This is a genomic window from bacterium (assembly GCA_026129405.1).
Classification (GTDB): Bacteria; Desulfobacterota; Binatia; order DP-6; family DP-6; genus JAHCID01.
Window position 1 is genome coordinate 162,631 of sequence record JAHCID010000006.1, and the last position, 18,704, is coordinate 181,334.

An 18,704-nucleotide genomic window follows, 5' to 3' on the forward strand; every position below is an offset into this window, starting at 1 on the left:
GGGGAGCAACGCAGCCGGGCGGCGTGGGGTGACGAGCTTCGCACCCGGGACTAGCTCGACACCTCCATCGCGACCGACGGCGTCCCGTCCGCGCGCTCGACCTGCACCGCCCCCATCGTGATGCGGTCGGCGGCGACGCCGTGCTGCTCGGCGAGCAGCCGGCGCAGCGCCTCGGCCCGCTGCTGCGCCAGCTCCGTGAGGGCGCCGTCGCTCACCTCCTGCTCCTGCGCCCACTCGTCGAGCCGGGCCTGGGCGCCCGGCTCGAGCGCCGGCGTCCCGCCGCGCGCCTTCTCCTCGAGCGCCTGGCGGATGGCCTTGCGGTCGCCCAGCGTGGCGAGGTTGCGGAACGTGCCCATGACGCCGCCCTCGTTGCGCAGGCTCGCGAGCAGCGCCGCCTCCTGGAGCGCGCGCACGTCGTCGGCGCCGCCGGCGCGGCCGTGCAGCGTCAGCGTGACGCCCGGCGCGCTGCCGACGAGCCCGGCCAGCTGCTCCACCTTCTCGGTCGCCTCGGGCGCGGGCGTCGCGCGCCCGGGCGGGAACGCCACCGGCTCGGGCTGGAACGAGGCGATCCGGTCGCCCTGCATGGTGACCGCGCCGAGCAGCTTCAGCGGCGAGGCCAGCGCGTTGACGATGGCGCGCGCGAGCGCCTGGCCGACGACGACTCCCAGGTCGACGCGCGTCCCCCGCTGGTCGCCGGCGACCGGGACGCCGAGGGCGATACGCCCGTTGACGTCGCGCATGAGCGCCAGCGCCAGCGTGAGCGGCACGCCGAACTGCTGGAGGAAGAGGCTGTCGCCCTGCGCGCCTTTCAGGTCGAACTGGTCGAGCGTCAGCTGGTTCGTGCTCTCGAACGCGTCGGCTCCCCACGTCACCCTGCTGTCGAACGTGAACGTGCCGCGCGGCGCGATGCTGTAGCCGGCGCGCGGGATCACGTAGGGGTTGAACTGCGCGAGGCCGAGCTTCTGCGTGCTCACCTGGTACGCGACGCGGCTGCCCTGGCGCTTGCCCGTCACCTGGATGGGCGCGCCGCCGGGCGCCTTCGCCCGCACCTCGAACTCGGCGAACGTGCCCGCGGGCAGCGCGACGTCGCGCGCCTGCACGCCGAGGTCGGTGATCGCGCCGCGGTAGAACGGCCTGGTCGTGCGATCCGTGACCGACACCTCGCCCTTCGTGAGGCTCAGGCCCGCGATCTTCACCTGCGGCGCCGGGGCCGCAGCGGCGGCCGGCGATGCCGCCTCGGCGGCGGGCGCCGGCGTGGGCGCTGCGGCCGGGGCGCCCTCCTCGCCCGCCGGCGCGGGCGTCGCCCCGGCGGCCGGCAGGACGATGCCCGTCTCGGTGCGCGTCAGCACCACCTTCGGCGCCACCAGCTCCACGCTGGCGAGGTCGACGGTGATCGGCTCCGTCGCCGGGCTCGGGCCGCCGAGCGCTCCGGGCACCCGCAGCCCGTCGATCGCGACCGCGAGCCGCTCCCACGCCGCGCGGAACTCGTCGCCGCCCTGGAGCGGCAGCACCGTGACGTCGCCCAGCGTGACGGTGCCCTTCACCGTGGCCGCCGTCTCGGCCGTGGCGACGTGGAGGTCGGCGTCGAGCCGACTCGTCGGTAGCTGCACCGGCGCGCCGCCCACCGCCGCGAGGAGATGGCCGAGCTCGACGCCGGCCAGGGTCACCTGGACGTCCGGCGCCGGCGGATCGAGCCGCACGGAGCCGACCACGCCGAGGGCGGCATTCGACTCCGTCACCCGGAGATCGACCTTCACGACGCTGCCCGGCTCGCTCGAGAGCCCGGTGACGGTGGCGTGCGGGATGACGATCGCCAGCGGCGGCGGATCGAGCACGAGCCGCACGCCGGAGTCCGTGACCTCGACCGTGTGCACCTGCCAGGCCCAGGGCTTCGCCTCGGGGGCCGGCGCCGTCGTCGTGCCGGGCTCCGGCGCAGGCTTCACCGCCGGCGAGCCGAGGAGCCCGCGCAGGAGCGGCAGCGCGACCGGATCGCGCGGGCGAGCCAGCACCCCCGCCCCGTCGAGCGCGACCCGCGACACCACCGCGCGGCGCGCGTTCGGGTCGACGCTCTCCAGCTCGATGCGCAACGAGCGCCACGCCAGCACCGGGTCGGGCTCGTCCTGTACCGAGACCACGAGGTCGCGCAGGGTGGTCGCGCCGCGCACCACGGGCAGCTCGCCGGCGCCGAGGCGCATCGCGAGCTGGAGGTCGAGGCGTCCCTGGAAGCTGCTCCAGCCGAGCTGCGGGACGTGTGTCTGGGTGCGGTCGAGCGGCAGGTTGCGGGCGTCGATCCAGGCGGTGGTGGTGAAGCCCTTCGGACGGCGCTGGACGCTCGCCTTGATGCGCAGCGAGCCGTCGCCGAAGGTCGCGAGGATCTCGCCGCTGCCCGGCTTGCCGTCGGGCCCGGCCTGGAGCGCGAAGTTGCGTAGCACGAAGGTGCCGAGGTCGAGCTCGGCGTCCTGGGGCGGCTCCGCCACGCGGTCGCGCAGGCGCACGCGTCCCTGGCGCAGGGTCGCGAGGTCGATGACGACGCTCCACGGCGTGCCCGTCTCGGCCGGCGCCGCTTCCGCGGCCGGCGCCGCACCCGCCGCCGGCGCGGCTTCCCCGGCCGCCGGGGCCTCGCGCAGCCCGGGGAGCGGCACCGAGCCGTCGCGCTCGCGCACGGGGTAGAGCGCGGGGCCGTCGATGTCCAGCTCCTCGACCTGCACGATGCGCGAGAGCAGCGGCCGCCAGGCGAGGTTCACGTAGAGGCGATGCAGCTTGGCGACGGGCGGCCCGATCTCGCCGCGGACGGCGACGCGCTCGAGCGCGATCGCGCCGCGCAGCAGCCACAGATCGACGTCGCCGATGTCGAGGCGGCCCGCGATCGCCTGATTCGCCTGCGCCACGGCGACCCGACGCACGATCTCCGGCAGCGCGATGCGCAACGCGACCAGAAGGACCACCACGCCGATCGCGAGCCAACGTACCCAGCGACGACGCCACAATCCCATTCTGCTCGCACCATAGCAGAGTGAGCCCGGCTGCCCATCGGGGTCGTGCGTGCGTTTGCACCCCTCCCGGGCCGCCGCCATCCTCCTCCTCGGCATGTCTCCCGCACGGCGTCTGCTGCCGATTCTCGTCGTCCTCCTCGGTGCCGGCTGCGCGCGCCTCCTGCCGTCGCCCGAGCCGCCCGCGCCGCCGCCGGGCATTCCCTGGACGAGTCGCATGGTCGAGCGCCAGGACGGCGTCTGCGGTCGGGACGGCGGCTGCGCGCGCGTGCAGATCGTGTGGCCCGTGGTCGCCGGTGGCGACGACACGCGGTCGGCGGCGATCGACGCCGAGGTCCTCGCCCTGCTGCTGAAGCCCTGGCCCGACGGACCGAGCGCCGCGTCGCCCGAGGCGCTGGCCGACGCCTCGATCGCCGAGTGGCGCCGCTTCCGCGAAGAGTATCCCGACGCCACCGGCGACTGGCAGGTACGCCGCTCGATCCGCGTCCTCTTCGAAACCCCGACCGTCCTCACGCTGGGACTCGAGAACGTCGGCGAGACCGGGCCCGAGCACACCTTCGAGGCGCTGCGCTATCGGCTGCTACGGCCGGCGACCGGCGCGCGTCTCGCGATCGGCGACCTGTTGATCGACGGCGGGACCGGGCAGCTGGCGGCGCTCGCCGAGCAGGCCTTCCGCGCCACGCGCGGCGTCGCGCCCGGCACGTCTCTCGCCGCCGCCGGCTTCACGTTCCCCGACGATCGCTTCGCGCTGCCCGACGACGTCGGCGTCCTGCGCGAGGGCGTCGCCGTGCACTGGGACGCGGCGGCGATCGCGCCGTATGCGAGCGGGGCGACCGACCTCCTGCTGTCGTGGTCCGCCGTGCAGCCGCTGCTGCGCGAGGACAGCGCCCTCCCGCCGCGCTGACGCCGCCGCGCACGGCGGGGCTTGCACGCTGCCGGCGCTCCGGGCGAGTCTGCCCCGTCCCATACGGAAGGAGGCACGCGGTGCATTTCGCATACTCGGAGAAGGTGGAGCGGCTTCGCAAGCAGGTCGCGGAGTTCATGGCCGAGCACGTCTATCCGGCGGAGCGGACCTACGCGGACGAGGTCGCGCAGAACCGCTGGGGGCAGCCGCCCGTCATGGAGTACCTGAAGAAGCGGGCGCGCGAGGCGGGGCTGTGGAACCTGTTCCTCCCCGAGAGCAAGCGCGGCGCCGGCCTCACGAACCTCGAGTATGCGCCGCTGTGCGAGATCATGGGCCGCTCCGGCATCGCGCCGGAGGTCTTCAACTGCGCCGCACCCGACACCGGCAACATGGAGGTGATCGACCGCTACGGGAGCGCCGAGCAGCAGGAGCGCTGGCTGAAGCCGCTGCTCGACGGCGAGATCCGCTCCGCCTTCGCCATGACCGAGCCCGGGGTCGCCTCGTCCGACGCCACCAACATCGAGACCTCGATCACGCGCGACGGCGACCACTACGTCATCAACGGCCGCAAGTGGTGGACGTCGGGCATCCTCCATCCGCACTGCAAGATCCTGATCGTGATGGGCAAGACCGATCCGTCGGCGCCGCGTCACCAGCAGCAGTCGCAGATCCTCGTGCCGCGCGACACGCCCGGCATCACCGTCGTGCGCCACCTGCCCGTGTTCGGCTACGACGACGCGCCGCACGGGCACGGCGAGGTCGTGTTCGAGAACGTGCGCGTGCCCGTGTCGAGCATCGTCCTCGGCGAGGGGCGCGGCTTCGAGATCGCGCAGGGCCGTCTCGGGCCGGGCCGGATCCACCACTGCATGCGCGTCATCGGCGTCGCCGAGCGCGCGCTCGACGCCATGTGCCGGCGGGTGAAGACGCGCGTCGCCTTCGGCAAGACGCTGGCCGAGCGCACCGTCACGCAGGAGCGCATCGCCGAATCGCGCATCATGATCGAGCAGGCGCGCCTCCTCGTCCTGAAGGCCGCCTACATGATGGACACGGTCGGCAACAAGGTGGCGCGCAAGGAGATCGCCATGATCAAGGTCGCCGCCCCGAACATGGCGCTGCAGGTGATCGACTGGGCGATCCAGGCGCACGGCGGCGGCGGCGTCTCCGACGACTTCGGCCTCGCCAGGGCGTGGGCCGGCGTGCGCACGCTGCGCCTCGCCGACGGTCCCGACGAGGTGCACCGCAACCAGATCGCCCAGCTCGAGCTGCGGGAGCACGAATGAGCGGCGCCGTGCCGGTCGCCGTCGTCACGGGCGCCAGCCGCGGCATCGGCAAGCGGCTGTGCGTCGACCTGGCGGCGGCCGGCTGGGACGTCGTCTGCGCCGCGCGCAGCGCCGCGGGCTCGCCCGGCAAGCTGCCGGGCAGCGTCGAGGAGACCGCGGCCCTCGTCGAGGCCGCCGGCCGGCGCGCGCTGCCGATCGCGCTCGACGTCGGCAGCGAATCGTCGTGCGCCGCGATGGCCGAGCAGGTGCAGCGCGAGTGGGGCCGCTGCGACCTCCTCGTCAACAACGCCGCGCTGGCGCCGCCGCGGCCGGCGCTCGACGACACCATCAAGCGCTGGCGCACCGCGGTCGACGTCAACCTGAACGGGCCGTTCTATCTGTCGTGGCACTTCGGGCGGCGCATGCGTGCCGCGGGCGCGGGCCGCATCGTCAACGTCTCGTCGCAGGCGGCGGACCTGCCCGAGTTCGGCCGCGCGTCGTACACCGCGACCAAGCGCGGGCTCGAGGGGCTCACCGAGGCGCTGGGCCACGATCTGAAGGGCAGCGTCGCGGTGAACTGCATCCGCATCGACTTCCCGATCTGGACGGAAGGCTTCGACGCGACGCTGCCGGACGACTTCGACACGACGGGGTTCGAGGATCCGGTGGTCATGTCGGACGCCCTCCTCTGGCTCGTCGCCCAGCCGCTCGAGGTCACGGCGCGCATCCTCAAGCTGACCGAGATGCGCAAGGCGGGCTGGATCCGTCCCGCGACGCCGTACGTCCGCGGCGGCTGATGTCGCAGGTCACCGCCGCCGAGTTGGACGCGTTCCTGCGCGCCGAGTTCCCGCAGAGCCGGCCCGAGCGCTACACGATCGAGACGATCGACGACGGCTTCGTGTGCCTGCGTCGCCGGGTCGACGCCGACGACCTCCGCCCCGGCGGCACGATCTCGGGCCCGGTGCTGATGGCCGTCGGCGACATGGCGGCCTACCTCGTCGTCCTCGCCGCGATCGGGCTCGTGCCGCTCGCGGTCACGACCGATCTCACCGCGCACTTCCTGCGCCGCCCCGCGCCCGGCGCGGACCTGATCGCCGAGGCGCGGCTCCTCAAGTGCGGGCAGAAGCTCGCCGTCGCCGAGGTCGTCATCCGCTCCGACGGCCTCGCCGACGGTCCCGTGGCGCACGTCGTCGCCACCTACGCCATCCCGCCGGGCCGCACGTGACCCGGTGCGGCGGGGCATGCGCGCGGGGGTGCACGCCGATGACGGCTGTGTCATAGACGCCCGCATGCTGCGTCCCCGCCTGCGCTTCGGCGTCTTCATGGCCCCCTACCACTCCCCGTACGAGAGCCCGACGGCCCACCTCGAGCGCGATCGCGCGCTCATCCAGTGGCTCGACGAGCTCGGCTACGACGAGGCGTGGATCGGCGAGCACCACTCGGCCGGCTACGAGATCATCGCCAGCCCCGAGCTCTTCATCGCCGACGTCGCGGCCCGCACGCGCAGCATCCGCCTGGGCACGGGCGTCGTCTCCCTGCCCTACCACAACCCCTTCATGGTCGCGGAGCGCATGAACCTCCTCGACCATCTGACGCGCGGGCGCGCCATGCTCGGCGTCGGACCGGGCCTGCTGCCGTCCGACGCGCACATGCTCGGCATCGACCCGCGCGAGCAGCGGCGCATGATGGGCGAGTCGCTCGACGTCATCCTGCGCCTGCTGCGCGGCGAGGTCGTCACCGAGAAGACCGACCGCTTCGAGCTGCGCGAGGCGAAGCTGCACATCTCGCCGTTCTCGCGCCCCCACCTCGAGGTCGCCGTCGCCGCCTCGGTGACGCCGTCGGGCCCGCGCACCGCCGGCCGCTACGGCATCTCCATGCTCTCCCCCGCCGCCACCACCTCGGGCGGCTTCAATGCGCTCCAGTACCACTGGGGCATGGTCGAGGAGACGGCCGCGGAGCACGGCCAGGCGGTGTCGCGCGACCGCTGGCGTCTCGCCGGCTGGTGCCACGTCGCGGAGTCGCGCGAGCAGGCCCGCAAGGAGGTCCTCCAGGGCCTGCCGGCGTTCCTGCGCTACTTCCAGCAGGTCGTCGCCCTGCCCGGCATCCCCGAGACCGGCACGCCCGAGGAGTGTCTCGACGCCATGACCAACCTGGGCGTCGCCGTCGTCGGCACGCCCGACGACCTCGTGACACAGATCACGCGCCTCGAGGAGCAGTCGGGCGGCTTCGGCGCGTACCTCTCGATCGCCCACGACTGGGCGAGCCGCGAGGCGACGTGGCGCAGCTACGACCTCATCCAGCGCCACGTCGCGCCGCACTTCCAGGATGCGGGCACGTACGGCGCGCGCAGCGCGGACTGGGTGGGCGCGAACCGCGGCGCCCTCCTCGGCGCCGCCACCCAGGGCGTGCTCGAGGCGATCCAGAAGGACGCCGCGGAGCGCGCGGCGAAGGCGGGGTGACGCCGCCTCATCCCTCGTGCTGCCGCAAGCACTCGCCGAGCGCGGGGGCCGGCGTCCAGCCGCAGGCGCCGTCCGGCTGCCGCGCGCAGGTCGCGCTGCGGTAGCAGGCGAACGCCGGCGTCCACACGCACGCGCTCGCGACCGGCGCCTCGGCGCACACCTCGGCGTTGCAGCCGGAGACGAGGCAGCCGCCCGACGGCAGCGTGCTCGTCGTCGCCGCCGGCCGCGTCGTGCTCGTCGTCGTCACCGGCACGCAGCCGAGCCAGCCGCCGTCGGGCAGGCATTCGAGCAGGAGCTGATCGCGGTCGAGCGGTCGGTCGCAGGCGTCGAGGGCGACCGCACGGAAGCGGGTGCGGGTCTCGGGCGGCACCACGATCGCGGCCGGCGGCCCGCACGCGGTATCCGCGGGTGGCGGGGTGACGGCCGCGGCGAGGGCGGCATCGGGATACGAGGTCAGGCGCACCCGGCTCACCACATCGCCGGGACAGCCGTCGCCCGCGCGGGCGCGGCACACCTGCAACGAGAACTCGCAGCCCGCCCCACAGGCATGGGCGACGGCGCGCGTGGTCCGCGTCGGCGGGGTGACATGGACGCGCAGCGCGCACTCCGCGGCCCGGGCCGGCCGCACCAGCAGCCCGACCGCCGCGATCGTCGTGAGCATCAGCACGCAGGCACGAGACACCGCCAGAGGAGCCCTCCCGCCCGGCGCCGCCGGGTCGTCGGGTTCCTCCTACTCCGCGGCCGGGATCGCGCAAGCCGTGACCGCAGACAGCCACCGATCTAGACCCCTAGAACCCACGGGGCCACCCGTCACGACCCGGGCGGAACGGCGCCGCCATACCGACCGAGGCACGTCCGCAAGGCCTCGTCGATGATCCAGCCGCACTGCCCGTCCGCCTGGGGGGCGCAGGTCGCGCTCGAGAAGCAGACGAACGCCGGGAACCACCAGCAGACGCTCATCAGCGGCTCCTTGGCGCAGATCTCGCCGCTGCACCCGGTCACCACGCAACCGCCGACAGGGAGCGTGGTGGTGGTGGTCGTCGTCCCCGGGCACGGCGCGCTCTCCGGCCGACAGACGAGCACGAGGCGATCGCGGTCCAGCGGGCGTCCGTCGCGGTCGACGCTCGTCACCCGGATGCGGCGCCGCTCGCCGGGCCTGAGGACGACGGAGGTGCTCCCACCGCACCTGCCGTCCGTCTCCGGCACGGCCAGGCCGTCGGCCGGGGGCTGCAGGCGAACCCGCACCGCGCTCGCGGGCGGTGCGGCGCAGCCGTTCACGGCTCGACAGACGACCACGTCGAAGCGGCAGCGTCCCTCGCAGGCCGTCTGCACGACGCGGTTGCGGGTCGCGGCGGGCCTGGTCTGCAGGCTGACCGCGCACTCACGGTCGGCGTCGGCCAGGGCGAGGCCGCCATGCACGAGGACGGCAACCGGAAGGACCGCCAGACGCAGGACTCGCATACCCACCTCCTCGGCGGCTCATACCCGGACCGGACGTCGCTTGCCTAGGGTGCCGAGGGTCCCGCGGACACGCCGCGCGGCCGTCCGGCCAGCCACAGCCACCACGCCGGGGCGAGCGCCAGCACCATCACCCCGGTGTAGGTCTGCCAGACCGGCAGATAGCTGCCCGCCCGGTCGAACTCGAAGGCCGTCCACTGGTTGCCGATCAGCGTCGCGCCCATGCAGAACACCATCGCGACGCCGATGATCTCGCCGATGCGCCGCGGCCCGAAGATCTCGTGCAGGACCAGCGCCAGCACCGCGACGACGCCGCTGTTGACGATGCCATGGAACACCGCCCACGCGACCACCGCGTCGGGGCTGCGCAGCGTCCAGATGCCGAGCGCGGACAGCACGAGCCCGCCGACGTTCCAGCACAGCGCCGTGCGTGCGCTCGTGCGCTCGGCGATCCAGCCGAAGAGCGGCGCGCCGATCGCGCCCACGAGGATCTGGATCGACAGCAGCCGCGACGCCTCCGCCATGCTGCGCCCGCCGTCGGTCTGGAAGGCGTGGAAGTGCAGCTGGAGCGACGTGATGAAGGCGTAGATCAGCGCGTAGGTGAGGCATACCGCCCACAGCCGTGCATCCTTCCAGGGCATCGGCTCGTCCGGCCGGCCCGCCGCCGGCGCCGTGCGGCCGTCCTCGCGGCGCAGCGTCAGCGCGATCAGCACGGCGAGGAGCACGTAGGCCACCGCGAGGCCGCGTAGCGAGAAGCGCCAGCCGCCGATGCCGAGCAGCGACGCCGCGGCGAACGGCACCATGCTGTTCACGAGGTTGTCGCCGCCGTTGAGCACGCCGATGGCGACGCCGCGGTGCCGCTCGAACAGCCGCAGCACGAGCGCCGACGCCGCCACCGAGCCGATGCACGCCTGCCCCGGCCCCATCGCCACGTTCACGGCGACGAACTGCCAGTGCTCGGTCACCAGCGACGCCAGCGCGACGCACGTCCCGACCAGCAGCGCCCCGCCGGCCAGCACCACGCGGGCGCCGACCGCGTCGGCGAGCTTGCCGGCGACCGGCATCATCACGGTGATGGCGAGGATGCGCCCGGTCATCGCCCAGGCGAAGTCGGCGCGCTGCCAGCCGAAGTCGGCGACGATCGACTTCATCAGGACGGACACGGCGAGCGACGAGGCCGAGTGGGCGCTGACGGCCAGCACGCCGACCCCGAGCGCCGCCCAGGCGCGGCCCGACTCGCCGAGGAAGCGCGGCAACGGGCGCGCCGTCGCCTAGAAGAGGACTCGCGCGAGCACGCCGGGGAGCTTCCAGACGCTGCCGGTGGCCTCGAGCTCGGCCACGCGCGGCGCCACCGCCGCCGCCTTGGGCGCGTCCCAGAACCAGGTCGGATACGGCCACACCGTGAGCGGGCCGCGGATCACCGACTTGTCGACCCCCTCCAGCATGTACGTGTTGTGCACCCAGCCGAGGCCGCTCTGGATGTCGCGCAGCGTGGCGCTCTGGTGCCCGCCCCACGGCATGACGCCCCACGCGTAGCAGAGGGCCGGCCAATGGTTGATCGCGACCGTGCCGTAGCGCAGGCCGACGATCGCGCGATCGAGCGCCGCCGCCACCGGCGGCTGCGCCTCGCACTTCGGGTGGACGACGATCATCGCGTTGAGCGTGCCCCACAGGCGCTCGTTCATGAAATCGGTGGCCAGGTCGAGGAACGCAGCCGGATCGGTCGGCCCGAGCGGCGCCTCGCTGAGGAGCCCGCAGAACGGCTCGGTGCGGAAGAGCGGCTCGTCCGGATCGTTCGCGTCGAGGCCGCGCACGAGCGCCCATTGGAGCTTCGTGTCGCTGCCCGCGCCGAACTTCTCGGCCTCCGGATGCCGGCCGAGCAGCGTGCGGTAACGGTCGAACGCGCCCGGGTAGTACGCCTCGCGCGTCGGCGCCGCGGCCAGGCCCTCGGCGACGAGGTCGAGGAAGCGGTCACGCTGCGGCCAACCCTTCGCCGTGAGCAGCACCTTGGCGGCGTTGCAGTTGAACGAGCCGTTGTTCCACACCATCGACACGACGTTCTTCGCGACGAAGTGCAGCTCGGCGTCGGAGTACGTCCACGGCACGATCGCGACCGGGCTGACGTTGCCCAGCTCGGAGCTGATCGGCACGCGCAGCAGCGGCTCGTTGGTGGCGATGCGGCGATCGCGCTCCGGGCCCGGCGCGCCCCAGACGATGAGGTCGTGCGTGCGGTCGGAGCCGGTGATGTGCACGTCGCCGACGTCGGGATGATAGACGAGGTGCGCGCCGACCTCGGCGCCGCCGTAGACCACGCGCAGGTAGCCCGGGCGGATGAGCGGCTCGAGCGCGCGCTCGAGGAACGGGCCGACCCACTCGTTCACCGGATTCATCTTGAGGACGCAGGTGAGCCCCTCGACGAAGAGCTTCGAGGCGACGTCCATCGGCGGGATGCTCGACACGTTGCCCGCGCCGAGGATCACCGACACGCCGCCCTCGGGGTCCCGCTGGGCGTAGAACGACGCCTGCCGCGCGCGCGCGATCTCGGGCGTCACGCCGGGCTCCATCAGCGCGTAGCCGGTGAAGCCGCCGAAGGTGATCCCGTCGATCGTGCTCGCCGGGAAGAGGTCGATCTCGGTGCGACCGTCGGGCCGCACCCGCACCTTGCGGCCGAGCGGCGGCTTGCCCTCGCGGGCGATCGTCTCGAGGCTCTCCGCGAGGAGCCGGAACATGCGGATCGTCGCCGACGGCCCGCCGAGCCACTCCTCGGCCGGCGACGCGCCCCGCTGCGTCGCACCCTCGGCGACCCACGCCGGCGCCTCCGCGAGCAGGCGCGGGATGCAGTCGCGCACGAGCTGAGCCTTGGCCGCCGGCGCGAGCCGCGCGAACGCGGTCGCGGTCGCGCGGGTGGCGGCGACCGCCTCGTCCATCGTGCGCCGATCGGTCGACTTCCGGCTCGACGCATCGGCGCTCATCTTGAGGGAGGCACTCGACATGGCCGGGGGAAGATAGAGGGCCGCTCCGACGGGAACAACCCTCGCGCGGCCGCGGTTGCGCCGGAACCGGGGCGGCGCTACCCGGGCGGCCATGCCCGAGCCGGTCCTCGAGACGGTGGCCCGCCATCGCGTCCTGTTCGCCGACTGCGACCCCATGCGGGTCGTGTACTACGCCAACTACTTCCGCTTCTTCGAGATCGGGCGCGCCGAGCTGTGCCGCTCGCTCGGGCACGACTTCGGCTTCTACGTCGACCGCGGCCTCTACCTCGCCGTCACCGGCGCCTCCTGCCAGTACCGCCGCCCCGCCCGCTACGACGAGGTGCTCGACATCCGCGCCGCCATCGTCGACATGCGGCGCGCCCGGCTGAGCTTCGTCTACGCCATCCACCGCGACGGCGAGCTGCTGGTCGACGGCCGTACCGACCACGCCGTCCTCGACGACGCCGGCCGCCCGCAGCGCATCCCGGAGGCGTTCCGGCAGGTCGTGCTGGCGCGCATGCCGGGCGCCGCACAGCCCTGAGCGCCGGCCCAGCCTTCCGCGCCGCGCCGGCGGCGTGGTAGCCCGTGACACGATGCTCCGCGCGCTACCGGCCGTGCTCGCCCTCGCCGTCCTCGTGCTCGCGGCGCCCGCCGCCGCCCGCAAGCGTCCGCCCGCCTGCCCCGACGGCGGCTTCATCGTGACCGGCACGACGCTCACCGGACTCCCCGGCTCGAGCGACGGCGTCTTCGTCGTGGGCAAGCAGGTGCGGCTCGCGAGCGGCTGCGACGCGACCAAGCTCCGGCGCCGCAGCCGCGCCGCACGCGACCGCCTCGCGGCGCGCTGGAAGCGCTGCACCGCGGGCGACGCGGTCGTGAAGCGGGTACGCCTCCGCGCCCGCGTCGCGGCGCCGGCGTGCGATACCCTCGAGGGCACGGTGAAGGTGCGCGGCCGCAAGAAGATGCGCTTCACCGCGACACGCTCGCGCTGCGGCGACGGCGTCGTCGACGGCTCGGCGGGCGAGATCTGCGACGACGGCAACACCACGCCCTGCGACGGCTGCTCCGCCGACTGCACCAGCGCCGACACCTGCATCGCGGACTGCGCCGCGTACACCCGCCCCACCCTCGCGGTCGCCGCCTGCCCCGATCCGAACGTCGCCGCGCCGGCGGCGCTCGCCGGCTGCGGCGCCGGCGCCGGGCACCTCGGCGCCTGGGTGGTCGACGCCGACGGTCTCCCCGCCTACGACTTCGCCGTCGACCAGCGCTGCGACGCCGCCGCGCACGCGTTCTCGCCGCGCCCGACCCCGCTGCGCGATCCCATCCACGTCGTCGCCGACGGCCGCGGCACGATCGCCATGGCGCACGCGTCCGGCGCCGTCGAGCTGTACTCGCAGGACCGCGGCCACAAGTGGATCAACCGGGTCGACACCTGGACCGACCCCGAGAACCCGGGCTACCCGCCGCAGGTCGGCGGCGGCTTCTCCTACTACGGCGTCGACGACCGCGTCGGCTCGACGCGCTTCGAGGACCTGCCGATCGACGTCGCCACCGGCATGCAGGCGCGGCGCTTCGGCGTCGGCTACGTCGAGACGGTGACGCACGACGGCGCGCTCACGATCCGCCGTCGCACCTACGCGCCCGGCCTCGGCACGGCCGCGCTCGCCGTCGACGTCACCATCGAGAACGCCGGCGGTGCCGACGCCCAGATCGGGCTCGTCGAGCTGTGGGACGTGAACCTGCATCAGGTCTCGCTCGAGCTGCTGACGAGCGACGTGCTCATCCCCGGCACCACGGACGGCATCGCGCGCCGTCGCCGTGCGCAGGCCGCCGCCTTCACGCACGCGGCGACCTGGGACCCGGCAGCGCGCACCGCCGTCCTCACCACCGCCGCGAAGACGCTCCCCGGCGACGTGACGAGCCGCGACGACCCGTCCTTCGTCGACTTCTTCCCCGACCCCGTCTTCCTCGCCGTGCTCGACGACGGCCCCGCGCCCGATCGCGTCTGGCTCGCCGACGCCGAGCTGTGGCCCGACGGCACGCGCCGCCCGCCCGCGACCGTGCTCGCCGACGGCGACGGCGCCCCGGCTCGCACGCGCGCGCTCGACGGCGCCGGCCAACCGGCGGTGCTCGCACTGCGCGTGCCGGCGACGGTGCCGGCGGGCGGCCGCGTCACGCGCCGCTTCGCCTTCGGCCACACGCGCGGCGGCGCCGCCCCGGCCGCGTCCGTCGCCGCACTTCGTGCCGCCGGCCCGACCCTCGCCGCCGACACGGCCGCCGCCTGGCGGGATCGTCTCGTGTGGGCCGCCTTCCCCGGCCTTCCCGACGCGGCCACCATCCAGCGCGAGCTCGCGTGGGCCAGCTACGGTGCGCTCGCGAGCGTGTCGCAGGACGAGTACCGCGGCCGCCGCGTCCTCGGACAGGGCGGCGCGTACCGCTTCATCCACGGCCTCGACGGCGCCATGGGCGATCTCGCGCTCTTCGCCGAGGCGGTGGTCCTCGTCGATCCCGAGGTCGCACGCGACACGCTCGCCTATGCCTTCACGACCCAGCACGCCGCCGGCCAGACGAGGCCCGGCCGCTTCCCGTACGCCACCACCGGCGTCGGCCAGTTCAGCGACGTGATCATCTACGATCTGCGCAGCGACGCGTACTGGTTCCTGCCCTCCGCGCTCGGCACCTACGTCGGGCTGACGCGCGACCGCGCCTTCCTCGAGACGCCCCTGCCCTTCTGGCCGAAGCACGCCGGCGACACCGGCACGGTGCTCGAGCACGTCGCGCGCGGGCTCGACTTCGCGGAGCTGGAGAGCGTGCTCGGGTATGGCGCCCGCGGGCTCGTCGCCATGGGCACCAACGACTACGCCGACGGCGTCAACGCGCTGGCGCAGGAGCCGGTCACGCCGAACGGAACCTCGTCGGCCTACAACGCCGGCATGATCGCGCTCGGCTTTCCGCCCGCCGCCGACGTGATCGAGGCGATCGACCCCGAACTCGCCACGCGCATGCGCGCGATCGCCGACGGGCAGGCCGCTGCGCTCCGCAGCGAGGCGTGGACCGGCCGATACTTCCTGCGCGGCTTCGTCGACAGCGGCAATCCGCTGGCGCCGGACATCTTCTTCCTCGAGCCGCAGGTGCTGCCCATCCTGGCCGGGCTCGCCGACCCGACCATGACCGCGAGCGCGCTCGACGAGGTCGCCGCGCTGCTCGAGACGCCGTACGGCGCCATCAGCAACGTCGCGATCGGCGACGCCGGCCCACCGACGGGCATTGACCTGCCGCTCATCGGCGGCGTCTGGCCGGTCGCGAACGCCTGGCTCACCGCGGCCTGGGCGCGGCGCGACCCCGCCGCGGGCTGGGATAGCTTCCGCCGCAACACGCTTGCCGCCCACGCCGCCGCGTTCCCGGAGCTCTGGTACGGCATCTGGACCGGGCCCGACTCGTTCAACGGCCCCGACAAGGAGCGCCCCGGCGAAGCGGACGCGCATCCCGCCACCGCGCTCACCGACTACCCGGCGCTGAACGTGCACGTGCACGCCGGACCGCTGCGCGCCCTCCAACGCCTCGTCGGCGTCGAGGGCACGGCGGACGGCCTGCGCCTCGCGCCGGTGCTCCCCACCGAGACGTTCCATGTGCGCTGGCCGCAGCTCACGTTGGAGAGCCGGCCCGACCGCATCGCCGGCACGCTGCGCACGGCGGCGACGGCTCCCCTCACGCTCACGGTGGGGCTGCCGTCGCTGCTCGCCGCCGCGCCGTCGGTCCAGGCGACGGTGGGCGGCGCCGTCACGACCGCGGCGGTCGTCGACGGCGCCGTCGTGCTCGTCCTGCCCGCCGACGACGGCACGCCCGTCGCCTGGGCGATCACCCCGGCACCGTGAGGCGCGCGCCCTTGTGACCCCCCTCGCCCCGCCGCTAGGATCGCCGCACGGTGGGGAACACGTTCGGCAGGCTCTTTCGCGTGACGACGTGGGGCGAGTCGCACGGCCCCACGATCGGCGCCGTGGTCGACGGCTGCCCGTCGCTCCTGCCGCTCTCCGAGGCCGACATCCAGCCCGACCTCGACCGCCGCGCGCCGGGCCAGAGCCGCCTCACCACGCAACGGAAGGAATCGGACACCGTCCGCATCCTCTCGGGCGTGTTCGAGGGCAAGACGCTCGGCACGCCGATCGCGCTCATGATCCCGAACCAGGACCAGCGCTCCGGCGACTACGCCGAGGTGCAGACGAAATACCGCCCGAGCCACGCCGACTACACCTACGACGCCAAGTACGGCATCCGCGACTGGCGCGGCGGCGGCCGCACGAGCGCGCGCGAGACGGCGGCGCGGGTCGCGGGCGGCGCCGTCGCCCGCAAGCTGCTGCACGCGCGCTTCGGCGTCGAGATCGTCGCCTGGGTGACGAAGATCGCGACGCTGACCGCCGTCTGCGACACGGAGACGGTGACGCGCGCCGACGTCGAGCGCACGCCGGTGCGCTGCCCCGATCCCGCCGCCGCCGCCGAGATGGTCGCCGCCGTCGAGCAGGCCCGCAAGGCCGGCAACTCGCTCGGCGGCGTCGTCGCCTGCGCCGTTCGCGGCTGCCCGCCCGGCTGGGGCGCGCCGGTGTTCGACCGCCTCGAAGCCGACCTGGCCAAGGCCATGATGAGCCTGCCCGCCAGCAAGGGCTTCGAGATCGGCTCCGGCTTCCGCGGCACCGAGCTGACCGGCCTCGAGCACAACGACGAGTTCTACATGGACGCGGGCCGCGTGCGGACGCGCACGAACCGCAGCGGCGGCGTCCAGGGCGGCATCTCGACGGGCGAGACGATCTGGTTCCACACGGCGTTCAAGCCGACGGCCACCGTGATGCGCGAGCAGCGCACCGTCAGCGTCGCCGGCGAGGACACGACCATCACCGGCCGCGGGCGCCACGATCCGTGCGTGCTGCCGCGCGCCGTGCCGATGGTCGAGGCGATGGCCGCGCTGGTCCTCGCCGACCACGCCCTCCGCAACGAGACCGCGCGCGGCCGCTGATCAATCGCCCGTCGGGGCGATGCGGAACTCGACGACGTCGGGCCGTGCGCGGAGCGTGCGCGCCAGCGCGTCGGCGTTGCGCTCGGCGTGCGTGCGGATGGTCATGCGATACTCGAAGGTCGTGCCGTCGCCGTTCAGGCGGTAGCTGACGTTCGCCACGCTGAACCCGTGCTCGACGAGCAGCGCCCGCAGCTGCGGCTCCGGCATCACGGCGTCGCGGCGGAAGCGGATCTGGTGGTGCGCGTAGAGGAGCGTCGGCATCGCCGACTCGATCCAGCGGAAGACCGACAGCGTGCCGAGCGACAGCGCGGTCGCGATCACCACCGCGACGTGGAAGCCGACGCCCGCGAGGATGCCGATCGCCGCCGTCATCCAGATCGACGCCGCGGTGGTGAGGCCGCGCACCGACAGCCCCTCCTGCATGATGACGCCGGCACCGAGGAAGCCGATGCCGGTCATCACGCCCTGGGCCATGCGCGTCGGGTCGACGCGGACGCTCTCGGGCGCCGCCGCGGCGAACCAGCGCTCCTGGTAGAGCGTCACCAGCATCAGCAGGCTCGACGCCATGCACACGAGCGCGTGCGTGCGAAAACCCGCCGGGCGGCCGTGGTAGCTGCGCTCGAGCCCGATCAGCCCGCCCGCGACCAGCGCGGTGCCGAGGTGGATGCACACGTCGAGCGCGGCGTCGGCGCGCACGGAGCCGAGGAGCAGATCGAGCAGGGTGCCGTTCATCGATGGGTCGCCTCATGCGACGCCCACCACACCAGGGACGGCGATCACCCCATGCGACGCACCGCCCGCTGGCCGGTGGTGCGTCGTTGCCGTCGGTCCGCCGCCGCCTACGCAGCCGCGGCCGGGCAGCCGCCCGACCACCGGAGCCACGTACAGCGACACTGCGTCCGAGCCGTCACGGGCGCGACCCTACGCCCCCGGGCGCCCCCTGGCAACGACTTTCACGCGCTCGCGCGCGCATGGCGTCTGCTTCGATCGGCGCCGCGTCGTCTCGAGGACCGACAGCCGCGCACCGGTCGCTCTCCCGTTGCCGGCGGCCGAGCGAGCTCGCCGGCGGGCGGGCGCCGTCGTCCCGACCCGCCGGCGGCCCGCTGCGCTACTCGAGCGTGATCTTGATGCCTTCGGGGCCGGCCTGCGCCTCGAGACCCTGCGTGGTCTTGCGGAACGTCAGCCGCACGCCGCTGGCGTTCTTCAGGCTGGTGATGCCGACGCCGCCGCCCGCGGTCGCGCTGGCGGAGATGGCCGTGTAGGTGCCCGCGAAGTCGCTCAGCTTGTGGAGGTCGTAGACGAAGCCGTCGATCTCGGCGCTGGACACGCCGACCGCATTGACCGAGAAGCCGTCGACCTTGAAGCGGTGCTTGGCCCCCTTGTAGTGCAGCACGCCGCTGCCCCACGTCCATCCCACACCCACCGCCACCTGCTTCACCTCGAGCGTGAGCGTGCCGTCGGCCTTCTCCTCGGCGCGCACCGCGGCGGGCAGCATGAGCGCCCCCACGGCCAGCACCACCGTCATCGTCATCGTCGTCGTCCACCGGATCGTCCGCATCGCGAAGCTCCTCCTTCCCGCGCATCTAGTGTCTCGAGTCCGAAGTTCGTCGCCGAATCTCGGGCGGTCTCACGCCGCCCGCCTGCGTTGCTCCTCCTC

At 74.0% G+C, this 18,704-nt stretch carries 15 protein-coding genes; 8 read left to right on the forward strand and 7 right to left on the reverse strand.

What is annotated here, in order from left to right; translation table 11 throughout:
* Nucleotides 1–50 precede the first annotated feature (50 nt).
* Entirely contained in the window at nucleotides 51–2,993 is a 2,943-nt protein-coding gene (locus KIT14_19730) for a DUF748 domain-containing protein (protein MCW5892749.1), read from the reverse strand.
* A gap of 94 nt (nucleotides 2,994–3,087) precedes the next feature.
* On the opposite strand from KIT14_19730, the gene KIT14_19735 reads away from it, so the two are divergent.
* From KIT14_19735 to KIT14_19755, 5 genes are all read left to right on the forward strand, one after another.
* Nucleotides 3,088–3,894, forward strand: a complete 807-nt coding sequence (locus KIT14_19735) for a DUF3298 domain-containing protein (protein ID MCW5892750.1) — start codon at nucleotides 3,088–3,090, stop codon at nucleotides 3,892–3,894.
* Nucleotides 3,895–3,974: 80 nt separating this feature from the next.
* The gene (locus KIT14_19740) at nucleotides 3,975–5,174 is read left to right on the forward strand and encodes an acyl-CoA dehydrogenase family protein (GenBank protein ID MCW5892751.1); all 1,200 of its coding nucleotides are present in this window, start codon (nucleotides 3,975–3,977) and stop codon (nucleotides 5,172–5,174) included.
* 8 nt (nucleotides 5,175–5,182) lie between these two features.
* Nucleotides 5,183–5,950 carry an SDR family oxidoreductase gene (locus tag KIT14_19745; protein ID MCW5892752.1) on the forward strand — a complete coding sequence of 256 codons (768 nt, stop codon included), beginning with the start codon at nucleotides 5,183–5,185 and terminating at the stop codon, nucleotides 5,948–5,950.
* Nucleotides 5,950–6,378, forward strand: a complete 429-nt coding sequence (locus KIT14_19750) for a PaaI family thioesterase (GenBank protein ID MCW5892753.1) — start codon at nucleotides 5,950–5,952, stop codon at nucleotides 6,376–6,378. Before KIT14_19745 ends, KIT14_19750 begins: the two co-directional genes overlap by 1 nt.
* 79 nt (nucleotides 6,379–6,457) lie before the next feature.
* On the forward strand, nucleotides 6,458–7,612 hold the full coding sequence (locus tag KIT14_19755) for an LLM class flavin-dependent oxidoreductase (GenBank protein ID MCW5892754.1): 1,155 nt from the start codon (nucleotides 6,458–6,460) through the stop codon (nucleotides 7,610–7,612).
* 7 nt (nucleotides 7,613–7,619) lie between these two features.
* On the opposite strand, the gene KIT14_19760 is transcribed toward KIT14_19755, so the two are convergent.
* The 4 genes from KIT14_19760 to KIT14_19775 form a co-directional block, all read right to left on the reverse strand.
* The gene (locus KIT14_19760) at nucleotides 7,620–8,294 is read right to left on the reverse strand and encodes a hypothetical protein (protein MCW5892755.1); all 675 of its coding nucleotides are present in this window, start codon (nucleotides 8,292–8,294) and stop codon (nucleotides 7,620–7,622) included.
* A 128-nt stretch (nucleotides 8,295–8,422) separates the two neighbouring features.
* On the reverse strand, nucleotides 8,423–9,073 hold the full coding sequence (locus tag KIT14_19765) for a hypothetical protein (GenBank protein MCW5892756.1): 651 nt from the start codon (nucleotides 9,071–9,073) through the stop codon (nucleotides 8,423–8,425).
* Nucleotides 9,074–9,117: 44 nt separating this feature from the next.
* Nucleotides 9,118–10,326 (reverse strand): MFS transporter, encoded by a 1,209-nt coding sequence (locus KIT14_19770; protein MCW5892757.1) that lies wholly within the window; start codon nucleotides 10,324–10,326, stop codon nucleotides 9,118–9,120.
* Between the two features lie 15 nt (nucleotides 10,327–10,341).
* Nucleotides 10,342–12,063: an aldehyde dehydrogenase family protein gene (locus KIT14_19775; protein ID MCW5892758.1), complete on the reverse strand. Its 1,722-nt coding sequence runs from the start codon at nucleotides 12,061–12,063 to the stop codon at nucleotides 10,342–10,344.
* A gap of 91 nt (nucleotides 12,064–12,154) precedes the next feature.
* Between KIT14_19775 and KIT14_19780 the strand changes: the two genes are divergently transcribed.
* Genes KIT14_19780 through aroC form a run of 3 tightly spaced genes read left to right on the forward strand, consistent with a single transcriptional unit; the run spans nucleotide 12,155 to nucleotide 17,047 of the window.
* Complete coding sequence (locus KIT14_19780; protein MCW5892759.1) at nucleotides 12,155–12,583, forward strand: acyl-CoA thioesterase; 429 nt, start codon at nucleotides 12,155–12,157, stop codon at nucleotides 12,581–12,583.
* A 52-nt stretch (nucleotides 12,584–12,635) separates the two neighbouring features.
* Nucleotides 12,636–15,914 (forward strand): hypothetical protein, encoded by a 3,279-nt coding sequence (locus tag KIT14_19785; protein MCW5892760.1) that lies wholly within the window; start codon nucleotides 12,636–12,638, stop codon nucleotides 15,912–15,914.
* Nucleotides 15,915–15,964: 50 nt separating this feature from the next.
* On the forward strand, nucleotides 15,965–17,047 hold the full coding sequence (gene aroC / locus KIT14_19790; protein ID MCW5892761.1) for a chorismate synthase: 1,083 nt from the start codon (nucleotides 15,965–15,967) through the stop codon (nucleotides 17,045–17,047).
* On the opposite strand, the gene KIT14_19795 is transcribed toward aroC, so the two are convergent.
* Both KIT14_19795 and KIT14_19800 read right to left on the reverse strand, forming a co-directional pair.
* Nucleotides 17,048–17,779 (reverse strand): MgtC/SapB family protein, encoded by a 732-nt coding sequence (locus tag KIT14_19795; GenBank protein MCW5892762.1) that lies wholly within the window; start codon nucleotides 17,777–17,779, stop codon nucleotides 17,048–17,050. It lies immediately after the preceding gene.
* A 376-nt stretch (nucleotides 17,780–18,155) separates the two neighbouring features.
* Nucleotides 18,156–18,605, reverse strand: coding sequence for a hypothetical protein (locus KIT14_19800; GenBank protein ID MCW5892763.1), 450 nt, complete (start codon nucleotides 18,603–18,605; stop codon nucleotides 18,156–18,158).
* Nucleotides 18,606–18,704: the final 99 nt, after the last annotated feature.